Raw genomic sequence first — 12,443 nt, 5'->3', positions numbered from 1 at the left:
TGTTATTTAATCTTTTTTGTTCTTATCCCTAATATCTTCCAAAGTATGCCAACTTTCTGCATTATTATTTTTATTTAATCCAAATATTTTCTTGAAAACAGATATAATCAAATCTATTCCATTTACCCAAATTCGTGTAATAACAAACCATACAATACAGATAGCTAAAAAGATTAAAAAATATGTTATCCAATTCATAGCTTACTTTCCTGAAAATTTCTTAAAGAATGTATCAAACTTATCATATTCTTCCGGCTGATATATATAAGCAAGAAATTTTTCATCATTTTCTGCTAAAGTTGCAAATTGAGTATAGCCTGCCATCAATCCTCCTTGATGATAAATCGTATACATACCTGTTGCAATTTTTGCTTTTTTAATATTGTCTTTTTTAAAAATTTCAGCTTCACTACAGCCCTCAAGCTCCGGAGTTGTTTGTAGTAGTGCTATGCTCATATCAGATTCACGATAACCTATAATTAAACTTGTATATGTGTATGTAGTTTTACGAGCTAAAATATAATCACTGTTTTTTATATTCAAGCCATACCCATAAACAATATCATAGGAGTGTCCATCTTCCATAACTCCATTAAACAATTCTCTTAATCTGCTTTTGTTTGCGTCGGACTTTTGAATATCCCATTCTTTCTTTTTTCCAAACCAGCCCATAATACATTCCTCCTGTATAATTATAATTTCACCTTATCAAATTTCAATATATTAAAAGCGAATTTAATCTTTATAAACTAATTCATTATACCATTTTAAAAGCAATTTTTATAGTCTAAAATTGTGAAATTGTGTAATAAAATTTCCAACTGTCTCTTTTTTATAACTGCTTGATTTACTGTTTTGAATTGCTATGCTTTACTTTTTTATTTAATTATTTTAATTCGTCAAACCGGGAGTTACAAATTACTATCTAACCATGTTTTAAGTTCATCAAAACTGTAATCTCCTTTTAATGCTATTCCATCTTTTATAATTGAGTGATTACATTCCTTTTTATAATCTTCAATCATCCTCCCAAAACCACCTCCGCCATGTGTACAAAACGGAATTATGGTCTTTCCACTTAAATCAACCGTTCTTAAAAACGATAAAACGGGTGGAGCAAAAGTTTTAAGCCAATTAGGAGAACCTACAAAAATCACCTCTGCATTTTCAATACTTTCTGCCCCTTGAATAAGAGGAGGACAATATCCTTTTTCAATTTCTTCTCTTACTTCTTTTACAGCTGTATTATATGAAAAGGAATAAGGCTTTTGTGGTTTAAGCTCTCTCAAATCCCCATCTGTAATCAATGCAATATCTTCTGCTAATTTCCTTGTTATTCCTGAATATGAATAATATACAACTAAAGGATTCAATGAAATCACCTCCTTAACTTCTAACTTTATCAGTTTATTTTCAACTTATTTGTTAATTAATTTTAAGCTCAAACATTATTTATAATTGAAAATATAATCATACTAGTACTAAAATCTTATAGAATAATGGAAAATAATAACAATTAATTTTTCTGGTAGACTATGTATATTAATTTTATATAATTATACAAGTTATCCATAATTTTATTAGAAAATAGTATAAAACATAAAAAACTGAGGTCAAATTATTAAATTCAACATCAGTCTTTTATAATAAATTCTTATTTTAATATATTTTTGCTCCAGCAGGTATATTTCCATCCAACATAATAAGATTTAACGCTTCTTCACCATTATATTCATATATAGCAGATAAAAGCATTCCTTGTGACGGTTCACCCATCATTTTTCTTTCTGGTAAATTAGTTATCGCAAGCAAAGTTTTACCTATTAATTCTTCAGCACTATAGTAATTTTTTATACCTGATAAAATTATTCTATCCTTTTCTGTTCCATCATCTAATGTGAATTTTAATAATTTATTTGACTTAGGAACTTCTTCGCAGTTTTTAACCTTAACTACTCTAAAATCTGACTCAGAAAATTTTTCAAAATCTACCAAATCTTCAAATAAAGGCTCTACTTTAACTTTAGATAAATCTATTTTCTTCAAATCTGTAGTAGATTCATTGCAAAATTTGTCATCTTGAGATGATAAATCTTGATTTTCAGCCATTTTTTTAGCCATTGGCTTCATTGTAGAGACTTGTTTTGTCCCTTCGTTGAACTCATTTATATTCATATCCATTTAGTTATATCCTTTCAAACAACCAAGTTATATTGACTTATTTTCGATTGCCTTTTAGACCCTTTTTTTAGTCAACTTTTGGTCATTGGATTTATTTTTAGTCAATCTCAAATGTGAGATAGCTTTATTATACTAGATTCCTTACAGAAATCATAGGCTCTTTTCTAAAACACATCTAAGTTTTTTGCTAAGTTTTCTAATGATGCTTTTGTCACATGATTGCTAACCTCTGCGTAGATATTCATCGTAGTAGAAATATCGGAATGTCCCATCACTTCCTGAATTACCTTCACATTGGTTTCGTTCTCGCAGAATCTTGAAGCAAATGTATGTCTGAAGATATGACATGAAAACCTTGGAATGATTACCGGCTCTCTCTTCTCCTTCTTTGCTCTTACTTCTTCCTCTGCATTGTGAGCGTCAACTATACGTTTGATAGCTCGATTTACCGCCTGCGGATTGTGTGGCATACCAAAGCGATTTGTAAATATGAATCCCGTCATTCCATCGACATATTCCTCACAGAAACCTTCCTCGGTCTGACGCTCATATTCATCTTTTAACACATCATATACAGGTTGCATCATTGGGACGCTTCTGATACCTGCATCTGTTTTAGGAAGTGATACACGAAACTCACATTTATATGAGTTCTCATGTCTATCATAATAGGTCAAGCCGTGATTCACACTAATGATACGCTTGTCCATATCTACATCTTCCCATCGCATTCCGATTGCCTCTCCGATTCGACATCCGGTTCCTAACAAGAATGTAAAAAACGGATACCAGTGATAGAAAAATGGATTCTCTGCCACATAACTCATAAAGGCTCTCTGCTAATCAAGTGTTAATGCTCTTCTTGTCTTTCGCCTGCCACCATTTCTTTTACGGATTTCCGTATAGGCCCATCTACCGGATTTTTCCTTATTATATCGTCTCTGACTGCTAACTGAAAACTCGGTCGTAATACCGTATTGACGCTTTCCTTGGTGCATCAAATCCAGTAAGCAGCATATTATATACGACAAGAATATCTATATTTCCCTTTTTGAAGTCTTCCTGAACATCTTTTCGTTCTTGCTTTGTTCCTTCATCATGTAATACTAAAGCATGAGAATATGCAGTAAATCTATTCAGCTGACTATCAACCTCTCTTGCCTGCTCTGAAGAATCGCATACGATCATTGCACCTATTGATGAATCTAAGGCGCTCCTTCCTTCCCCCAAATAATAGATGATATAATCAACCATTTTCTCAACAAATTTGGGATGTGCATAAAAGTCTTTTTTAGCAATACTACCTTGTTTAACAATCTGATCCAGAGTATCATTCATCTGATTTTTATATGTAGTCTCTATTTCTTCACGAATCAGTTTTAAACGTATATCCATCTGCAATTGATTGATTATAGTAGTATTTATGAATATAATTGCCGAATACATCCTTCGTATTATATCCATCTCCAATAAGCGGTGTACCCGTAAGTGCTATCTGTTACCGCATCTCTATCGGATTGCATAAGGTTTGCCAAAAAAGATCCTGTAGGATTATAGCTTCTATGCGCTTCATCAAGAAAATACCCTCTCTGCACATCTACATTATAATTAGCTGGTTTTGTTACAGACTCCTTAGAAAACTTCTGTATATTGATGACTGTCATCGTCACCTTTCCGCTCGTATTTGATTCTCCCGGATTTGTAATATCGCTGACAAATTCATCTTTGTTTTTTATGAGTTTTACATTCAAGCCTCTAGCTAAAAAATCATTCTTTGCCTGCTTTGCTAAATCAAGTCTGTCAACAATGAAGTAAAATTTGGCTACTTTTCGCTCTTCTTTACTGAAATAATCAGTCAGAAAACGCACATTTGAATATACTTAAGCCGTCTTACCGCTTCCCTGTGTATGCCATATAACACCCTTTCGGATACCGTCACGTAATTTATCTCGGATTGCCAGTGTTACGAATAGCTGTGGATAACGCATAATATGTTTTTCAATCTGCGTAATACCATTCTTATCAGTTGTCGTTTTATAACAAAGACCGTATTTAAGTAAAAATAGGAGTCTATCTTTTGTATATAACGATGTAATGATACGATTCGTTGGCGAATCTTCTTTGATAGATGAAGCATATTCTGGTGTTCCTTTAATTGAAATTAAATTGGTATCACTTAGAATAAAGAATTCATCTTCTGGGTTTATTTCGTGCATTTTTGCACTTAGCTCTTCATATCGCTGCTCGCGGAATTTGCTAAAGAACATTCGCTTGTAGCTGCTGGAAGCATAGAATGCTCCCTGAATTGGTTCAATATCTGAATCATCGTACTCATTATTATTGGAAAATACCGTAAACTGTGTTATTCCCACAAAACGTCGATAAACCTTATTTCCAAAACAGCGTTCCATTCGATTACGCTCTGTCAAGATACCCTCTCTGTTATTCTGACGCTTTACTTCAACAAATGATAATGGCATTCCATTAACTAACACGATGATGTCTGGTCTGAAATTATCTTCTCCATTTTCATATGGTAGCTCAGTGACAACTGTATAATCATTCTGAGTCCCTGTAGCATCGTTAAAATCTATCAATTTAATTCCATTAATATCCGTTTGTAGAATGTGAAAGAGCGATTTACCCAAGCCCTCATTATCTAACTTAATTTTGAGTTCTTCGATAATCTTCTTTGCATCCTCTAACGTAAGTTCTGTATTATTAATTCGATTTAAGGCACTCAAGAACTGACTATAAAAGATATTCGTATCCCAATCATAGTCAACATTTCTCTCTTTATCTTTAATTGACATATAGGTATATCCAAGCCTCGTGAAATGTACAAGGGCAGGAATCTTTACTCTGGAATCTTCTGGTCTCCTCATAGGTATGGCACCTCCAATACGTCATTATTTTTTCTTGCGTGGATCAACTGGTTTTTGTGCATCCTTTGGCAACAACCATGTTTTTCCTTTTTTCTCTGCACCAGGTACTCTTCCCTGGCTACAAAGTAAGGATATTCTTCTTGAGGAAATACCCCATATTTTCGACATTTCTACCGTTGTTATATAGTCCATTACTTACCCTCCGAACGATACAATAAGTCCAATATAAGTATATTCTTTTATCGGAATAGTTTCAAGTATAATTTAATAGATAATACACTTCTTAAGTACTATCTCTTAAACAAAAGCTTCTTACATCATGTCTGGCTCAAGTATATAGCCAAATTGTCATATTCCGCTCGGTCCTTTGCCGTAGCATATCTACCCAAATATTTTTAATCACAAGTTTTTTCCTGATATGTTTACTAGTTTCATAAAGGTTATAGCTTAAGGATGCAATGCAAAATCTAAAGATTTTACAGCTTTCTCTTGACTATTATATTCCCATATTCCGCCTTCATTTTTTGATTCCAAATACCAATAATCATGATTTCTGCTCTTTAAATTGATCCATTTGGAATTCATGATTCATCATTTTCCCCAAAATATAAACCCTTTTATTTTTATATTCACTTCCAAATAAATCTTTTGTTCTCTTTAAAACCGGAATCATATTTGCATCACCAACAGCTATCACTAAGATATTAGGAGCAAACTCTATCAACTCTTCCGGAGAATGAATTTCATTGTTATAAAAAAAATGTCCCTTTTTAGCAGGTGAACTATCAACATAGAAAACAGAAACATCATTCATTGTATTAGAGCTTTCTTTACACTTCTCTTTGCCTTTCCGGTCGTTCTTGCTTTTAAAGATTTCTTTAAACTTGGGGTTCTCATGCCAAATTTCATATTATTTTTCCTCCAATACAATCTTATCAAAATGCTTTCCTATTGCTTCTATTAATATGTCATTTTTACAGCCAACGTCACCTGCTATATCATTTATCAATTTCTCATCAAAATTATATTTTAGAAGATAATTCATTCTCCTAAGCCATGATGGATGACTCCATGTATCCCTATCCTTTTGCATTTTGCATTTTAATTTATACTCAATTGCATCTTTTACATAACTTCTTTTCCCATTAAATGCTTTTTGGGTTGCACCAAAGTCAGCATGTACTTCATTTATCCAGTTAACGAATTTAACATCATTCTTTTTCAATCCAAAGTAGCAGAAATCATTTTCTTGATGCGTCAGTTCATGGCATATTGTCATATCAAATGCATTATGCATATTACAATTATCACTGTCTATTACTATTCTGTACGCCCATTCCGCATTAATCAATATTAATCCAGGTATGGTAGCTGAAGCATTTGGTACATTTGCTCCAGCTGACCAAAACCAATTGTATTTAATGACTTTTTCACATATTAAATATTTTTCTATTTCTGCCAGTAAAATATCTTCTATTTCAGAAAATCTTTTCTTACTTTGTAATTTTCTGTACACATATACTTTGACAAATGGACTTACCATATTAAACACTCAAATCGTAATAAAATCTTTGATATTCTTTTGGTATATTGGCAACAATTTTATTAAGATAATATTGATACTCTCCTTTATAAAATTTGCCATCATTTATAATCTTGCTTCTGCAAGAATCTAAAATAGCAAATGCCTCGTCATAATATTTTTTTGAAGTATCATATTGTGCATCAGCTTTGACATCGTATTTCACATCGTAAGATGCATCTGAAAAGTCAATTTTTTTTGTTTCTCTTTCTTCTATGATTGCACCTGTCTCAATGTCTATAATAGCCCACATAGTTGGACGCGCCACTGCTCCTGATACAATATCTTCTTTTGAAAAAAAGAATACAAAGACCGCAAGATAATACTTATTAGATTCTTTATAAATCACAGGATACGATGTACTATGAGAAATTTTTGCACCTGATAAAATATTCTTTTGTATCAAACTATTAACTACTATACTTTTTTCCATACATATGCTCCTTTCTTACAAACCAAACTTGCTATATCTTTCAAAATACTCATTTAATTCGCTTGTAGCAATAGAAATTTCCTCTACTAAATGATTTTCTAACATTTTTCCATCTTTTTTCTTATACACAAATACCACTCGTGCACTCGATATTTCAGATAGATTTATCCTCTGGGAACAAACATTTTTTTCTATAACATTCCATCCAGGTAATATTCCTTCGGCAAAAACTAATAAAATACCATTTTCAGAAATTACATATTTATCACTTCCAAGTTTCCATTGTTCTGGTGTATTCGGAATATTTGCATTATAAGAGACCCAAATTTCTACGTCATAAATATCCGAAAGTTCCTCCTCGAGAATATTTTTAAAATATAAATTACCTTCTTTTGTAAAACTAGAATCTGTCTTTTGCTCTTTTGTTGTTATAATTTCTTTTTTTCGTCTATTTGACATATATAAATAGTTACATTTATTATATCTTGCAATCATATACTTACCTCTCTATTCAATTCTTTCAAATCGATCGTGATTCCACATTGCAACCATGGTTTCATTACCATCTTTGTCAATTTTATAAATTGCTCCATCTGTAATATCTTGTCCTCTTCCATATGTGTATTCTGGTACAAGATGTTCACTACTTCCAGTATATCCTGTTCCTGTGCAAGGTGGCTTATTCCATGGCTGACTTCCATCCATTTTAGGATATTCTTCATTGCTTGGACAATAATCAGATGTAAATCGCATAACATACATTTCTCCGCCATTTTCGGATGGTTCCTTATAGCATGTACCATTATAATCTAAGCGAAGTGTTTCATATGCTTGTTCCATATTATTTGTATACGGTGCAACATCTTACCTGCATATTGGGGTTATCTGTTTTAGTGTAACCCTCAAACTGTTATGGTGAAATTACCTTTTGCATAACTGTATCTTCTTTGACTTCAGGAACATTATCTCTTAGTTCTTTAAGCTCGTTAAGATCATTTATCTGAGCTTCAGACATCTTTACACTATATTTAGGATTTGAATCTAATGAACCGTTCAAATTTTCATTAAGTTCACAAGTTGTCCCACAATTTGTCTTTACTAATTGTTCTTTATGTTCATTTTCCAAAGATCCCTCAAAAGAATCTTCTTTTGAAAACTGATCCCCTCTAAAATATTGATTAACTTCCTTTTGCTCTCCAGATAATTCAACTCCAGACAATGTCTTCTCTGTATTATAGATTTTAACACCTTCAATTTCTATTGGTGGATCTCCCCCATCTGATTCCATTGCACTACCTTTATAGCTAGAGACTCTTTCAGCTCCCTCAGATGTCTGATAAATATTGGTTGCTTCGCCCTCATTGGAAATTATAATTGCAGTTGGGTCTGATACAGTATGTCCAGCATCTCCCATATACATTGATTCAAATCTATCGCGTGATACCTCTGACACACCTCCACCTGAATCAATTATGTTAAATCCCGTCACTTCACCAGACTCACTTCTGATAGGACTATCAACTGTTATCCAATGATCCGAAGGTGCTTCCGTATGTTGGAATAATCCCGAACATGCTACATCCCCTCTTTGATCCCATAAGGTTGCAGAATCAACTCCAACCATGGCCACAGTATGAGGATCATCTAATCGTAAAGCTAAATCATTAACACTTAATGCATTACCATATTCATATACTTCTGTGTGTATATTACTTTCAGGATCCTTTACATTATCAATGATTTTTACTACATCCCCTGTGGTCGTGCCTCCACATGCATATGGATTATCACTTTTATTACAAAGATTATTTTCCATAGCATTATGCAAAACACCATTTTCTGAATATGCTGATGATTCTGTTACTCTATTCAACGAATTCGCTATTGATGTTGGACCACATGTTCCTTGTGCTCCTATATCATTTTGTCCTTGCTGGTATGAAACGTTTTCAAATCGTCCTCCGGAAATCGGATTAACATCAGCATTTATTTCATTTGTGTTTGTCACAGCACTTAAATCATAATCTGGAAACGCAGCACTATGCAATTCCTGCCAAACAGGATCTTGTGAATATGTAGCAAAATCTTCTCTACCATAGTTATGCTCATTCATATACTCTGCTATGCGTTGATGTGGAGTTAATTCTGATTGCTCATTTCTCCAATCTGCTGCATTTTTTTCTGCAGAATCGCCAGTTGAAGAATCTGTTTGATTTTCTTCTGTATTTTCAGTTTCACTTGTTGATTCGGCAGTTTCGTCATTATTATCTTCTGTTTCATCTGCACTCTCTGCTGTTTCTTCAGACTCATCCTCTGTTTCTACAGTCTCCGATGACTCATCGTTAGTTTCTGATACTGCATCAGCATCTTCATCTGGGGTCTCGTCTATTTCATCTGTCATTTCTCCAGACTCGTCTTCTGTTTCTACTTCCTCTGATGACTCGTCGTTAGCTTCCGCTGCATCAAAATCTTCATCTGTACTTTCAGCTGTTTCATCTGCCATTTCTCCAGACTCGTCCTCTGTTTCTACTTCCTCTGATGATTCTTCGTAGGCTTCAGTTTCATTATCAACTGCCTCATTTGTATTTTCTGTTGTTTCATCTGCCACTTCATTAGACTCGTTCGCTGTTTCTACCGCCTCAGTATCTTCACTATTTTCTTCTGTTTCCTCCATCGTTCCATCTTCTATAGATTCTGCATCATCATCAAAATCTGATAATACATCGTCTACATTTTCATCTGTTGTAAAATCAGATGGTGTCTGCTTATTACTTTCACTGATATCTGCGGCTTCTTGGTTTCCTTCCAATTCAGACGTATCATCAAAATCATCTAATTGTTCATCTACCGTAGCATCTGTATTTTCAGTGTCATTTTCTGAAACATCTTGGTCTTCTGGAGTATCTTCAGAATAATCCATAGTCTCGTCACCACTGTTCATGTCCTCGTACGTTTCATCAAAATCATTGACACCATCACCATCACCAAAATCACTGTCTGTTGATTCTACTTCGCTTATTTCTGATCCAACTTCACTTCCACTATCGATATCTGAAAATCCATCCATTATGGAATTCCTCCTTAATTACAGTATAGTTTTATGCTCTTTCTCTAAAATTACAATAGGTAATCATAGTCCTCAATTGTTAATGTATTTCCAGATAGCAAAATACATATGCCATGTTCTTCATCCCAGACACAATCACACAACCATCCATATTGTCCTTTTCTATCAAAATAAACAGTTCTGACTTTTATCAACTTCACAATCAATTCTTCATTGATATTATCCCTATTAATTTTTTCTGGTATATTGACATTCGCAGAAATATTTTCATAATTATCTAAATAATATTTTAAAAGTGTAGGTGCTACTTCTTCTAAGAAGTTTTCTCTATTTCCCACATACCTTTGATATTTGGTATGAATCTTATTTCTCTTTCTTCAGTCATAGAACCAATAATATTATTCACATTTTCTTCCGTAGTAAGCTCCAGATGTTTTTCATCTGATTTTTGGAATATAGAATTTCTTTCCGGATATTCTAAAGAATCTACTCCTTCATTCATCTTTTTTACAAAATCGTCAAATTCATTTACTCCATCACCATCAGCAAAGTCAACATCGGTGTTTTCCAGTTCTTCCCCTTCTATATTTAATTTTTCGATTTCATTTTGAACTATATTCATGTACGATACCTTTCACTGTTTACTGAAGGTTTCATCTCTCCAACTTGATCCAGTGGCTTTCATTAACACTGACTCAGTATTATATCCATTTTCCAAGGAAGCATATAATTGATAATTTAGAGCTTCTGTTTCTATTCTAATTGTGGTTTTATCATCCACATACCATGTACCAGATCCTTCACCTGATGAACCATCAACATAATAGCAAGTTCCGTCTTCATTTAGCGTGAGCACGCTTCCATGTTCTCCATTCCATATTCCTGCCAATTTATTAGTTAAGTGTGTCTCACATTCTTCAATTTTTTCCACAGCATCACTATAATCTGAAATCAGATTAAATAATCTTATCGCTTCTTCATAATCTCCTTGCTGTATAAGATCCAAGCCTTGCTCATAAATTGATGCATTTATTCTTTCGGTACATTTACTTATATATTCATCACTATCTTTATATCCGTTCAATGCCATAAATGCATTACGAGCCGCCTCGTAATTATTGTTCTCCCATAATGAAACCGCTTGTTCATAGTCCGGTTGATACTTAAGTTCGGTTTTTCCAAATATTATTGATAACACGGTTAAAATTGCTAAAACAATCGGTAAAACCACATATATTTTAATCTTTGCTGTTTCAGATGTTGCGATTTCATATGCAAAAAGTACTAACAATAATATCAATGCAAATATAAAATCCATCTGCTCACAAGCGATATACTGCTTTACTCTTCCTAACATATCTGTAGCAGTTATTAGTTTTACTTCATCTGAATAATAAATCACAAAGTATTTAGAAATAAAAAAGACAATATCTAATACAAAACATGCTACAAATGGAGTACACTTTTTATACATGAATAATGCATGCAATATTCCACCTACAATTGCTACTGCGCCCGCAGTCGCATATAGAGAAATGTGCTCATTAGTAAAACCGTAAAACGACATCGCTGATGGCGTAAGAAATACTGCTAATCCAAGCATAAATGCTTGAAACCACCGTCTACGGAATGTCAACGTGCTAATTGCAAACGCATAAATCATTATTGCAATTGGATTAATATATGATCCAAGACACTCTAATGTCCTTATACTTGCATCGGCTCCAATAAATCCACCTGCAATTCCGACCAACATTTTGTAAAAAGTGTGAATTGAAAAAATTGCCGCAGCAAAAATTACCACTTTCAAGATAGATATCTTGGATTTCCATTCGCTAATTCCTTCTATAGGATGGAATATATTAAAGGAATCACATGCAAAAATTGCACATAATATCATTATGATGAATGAACCGATGAAAAAATACATTGCTTCTTCTGGTACATCATTTCCATTTATGAAGTCAGAATTTACCAACATAAAATTGCTTTCACCTTGAGTCATAGCATAATTGTAGAAGGTCAGTGCAACTTCAACTATTTTTTGCCAAATCGCTTCTAGTTCCATTACTTCACACCCTTTCCGCTAAGATCTCTTACCGCTCTAAAAGCATTCTTCAATGCACAAATAAATCCTACAATTGCACCAATACCCATGAGTAACCAAAGAACAGGTGCCATTCCTATCGATAATCCCCAATATCCATATGCCATTCCAGCGATAAAAAATATCGATCCATAGACAATAGCATATAATGCAAGGACTAAAAGTATTAAAGCAATAATTATTTCCAT

Annotated in this window: 20 protein-coding genes; all 20 read right to left on the bottom strand. The window is 33.4% G+C overall.

Annotated features, from left to right (window positions below; all coding sequences use genetic code 11):
- Positions 1–6: 6 nt before the first annotated feature.
- Positions 7–198, bottom strand: coding sequence for a hypothetical protein (locus HMPREF9630_RS01375; RefSeq protein WP_009526756.1), 192 nt, complete (start codon positions 196–198; stop codon positions 7–9).
- A 3-nt stretch (positions 199–201) separates the two neighbouring features.
- Entirely contained in the window at positions 202–672 is a 471-nt protein-coding gene (locus HMPREF9630_RS01370; RefSeq protein WP_009526755.1) for a hypothetical protein, read from the bottom strand.
- Positions 673–911: 239 nt separating this feature from the next.
- On the bottom strand, positions 912–1,382 hold the full coding sequence (locus HMPREF9630_RS01365) for a flavodoxin (protein ID WP_334290536.1): 471 nt from the start codon (positions 1,380–1,382) through the stop codon (positions 912–914).
- A gap of 277 nt (positions 1,383–1,659) precedes the next feature.
- Positions 1,660–2,181, bottom strand: coding sequence for a tRNA-binding protein (locus HMPREF9630_RS01360; RefSeq protein WP_009526754.1), 522 nt, complete (start codon positions 2,179–2,181; stop codon positions 1,660–1,662).
- A gap of 164 nt (positions 2,182–2,345) precedes the next feature.
- The gene (locus HMPREF9630_RS01355; RefSeq protein ID WP_009526753.1) at positions 2,346–3,008 is read right to left on the bottom strand and encodes a tyrosine-type recombinase/integrase; all 663 of its coding nucleotides are present in this window, start codon (positions 3,006–3,008) and stop codon (positions 2,346–2,348) included.
- Between the two features lie 121 nt (positions 3,009–3,129).
- Positions 3,130–3,369 carry a type I restriction enzyme subunit R domain-containing protein gene (locus HMPREF9630_RS10705; RefSeq protein ID WP_242824670.1) on the bottom strand — a complete coding sequence of 80 codons (240 nt, stop codon included), beginning with the start codon at positions 3,367–3,369 and terminating at the stop codon, positions 3,130–3,132.
- 178 nt (positions 3,370–3,547) lie between these two features.
- Entirely contained in the window at positions 3,548–3,652 is a 105-nt protein-coding gene (locus tag HMPREF9630_RS10700; RefSeq protein ID WP_278214791.1) for a hypothetical protein, read from the bottom strand.
- Positions 3,636–4,049, bottom strand: a complete 414-nt coding sequence (locus HMPREF9630_RS10475; RefSeq protein ID WP_009526751.1) for a DEAD/DEAH box helicase family protein — start codon at positions 4,047–4,049, stop codon at positions 3,636–3,638. Before HMPREF9630_RS10475 ends, HMPREF9630_RS10700 begins: the two co-directional genes overlap by 17 nt.
- A 12-nt stretch (positions 4,050–4,061) precedes the next feature.
- Positions 4,062–5,066: a type I restriction endonuclease gene (locus HMPREF9630_RS10470; protein WP_009526750.1), complete on the bottom strand. Its 1,005-nt coding sequence runs from the start codon at positions 5,064–5,066 to the stop codon at positions 4,062–4,064.
- A gap of 24 nt (positions 5,067–5,090) precedes the next feature.
- Entirely contained in the window at positions 5,091–5,258 is a 168-nt protein-coding gene (locus HMPREF9630_RS01345) for a MerR family transcriptional regulator (RefSeq protein WP_009526749.1), read from the bottom strand.
- 352 nt (positions 5,259–5,610) lie between these two features.
- Positions 5,611–5,880, bottom strand: a complete 270-nt coding sequence (locus HMPREF9630_RS01340; protein ID WP_009526747.1) for a hypothetical protein — start codon at positions 5,878–5,880, stop codon at positions 5,611–5,613.
- Between the two features lie 96 nt (positions 5,881–5,976).
- Entirely contained in the window at positions 5,977–6,609 is a 633-nt protein-coding gene (locus HMPREF9630_RS01335; RefSeq protein WP_009526745.1) for a hypothetical protein, read from the bottom strand.
- Between the two features lies 1 nt (position 6,610).
- The gene (locus tag HMPREF9630_RS01330; RefSeq protein WP_009526744.1) at positions 6,611–7,081 is read right to left on the bottom strand and encodes a hypothetical protein; all 471 of its coding nucleotides are present in this window, start codon (positions 7,079–7,081) and stop codon (positions 6,611–6,613) included.
- Between the two features lie 15 nt (positions 7,082–7,096).
- Positions 7,097–7,576, bottom strand: a complete 480-nt coding sequence (locus tag HMPREF9630_RS01325; RefSeq protein WP_009526743.1) for a hypothetical protein — start codon at positions 7,574–7,576, stop codon at positions 7,097–7,099.
- Positions 7,577–7,588: 12 nt separating this feature from the next.
- Positions 7,589–7,843: a hypothetical protein gene (locus tag HMPREF9630_RS01320; RefSeq protein WP_141567343.1), complete on the bottom strand. Its 255-nt coding sequence runs from the start codon at positions 7,841–7,843 to the stop codon at positions 7,589–7,591.
- 148 nt (positions 7,844–7,991) lie between these two features.
- A complete protein-coding gene (locus HMPREF9630_RS01315; protein ID WP_141567342.1) occupies positions 7,992–10,001 on the bottom strand; it encodes a hypothetical protein in 2,010 nt (669 codons plus the stop codon).
- Between the two features lie 197 nt (positions 10,002–10,198).
- Positions 10,199–10,486: a DUF6985 domain-containing protein gene (locus tag HMPREF9630_RS01310; protein ID WP_040465173.1), complete on the bottom strand. Its 288-nt coding sequence runs from the start codon at positions 10,484–10,486 to the stop codon at positions 10,199–10,201.
- Positions 10,462–10,770 (bottom strand): hypothetical protein, encoded by a 309-nt coding sequence (locus HMPREF9630_RS01305; protein WP_009526740.1) that lies wholly within the window; start codon positions 10,768–10,770, stop codon positions 10,462–10,464. The genes HMPREF9630_RS01310 and HMPREF9630_RS01305 overlap by 25 nt, the downstream gene beginning before the upstream one ends.
- A gap of 12 nt (positions 10,771–10,782) precedes the next feature.
- On the bottom strand, positions 10,783–12,216 hold the full coding sequence (locus HMPREF9630_RS01300; RefSeq protein ID WP_009526739.1) for a tetratricopeptide repeat protein: 1,434 nt from the start codon (positions 12,214–12,216) through the stop codon (positions 10,783–10,785).
- Positions 12,216–12,443 (bottom strand): hypothetical protein, encoded by a 228-nt coding sequence (locus tag HMPREF9630_RS01295; RefSeq protein ID WP_009526738.1) that lies wholly within the window; start codon positions 12,441–12,443, stop codon positions 12,216–12,218. Before HMPREF9630_RS01295 ends, HMPREF9630_RS01300 begins: the two co-directional genes overlap by 1 nt.

Origin of the sequence: Peptoanaerobacter stomatis (assembly GCF_000238095.2) — a bacterium.
Taxonomy (GTDB): Bacteria; Bacillota; Clostridia; order Peptostreptococcales; family Filifactoraceae; genus Peptoanaerobacter; species Peptoanaerobacter stomatis_A.
This window is presented reverse-complemented; position numbering and strand designations above follow the sequence as displayed.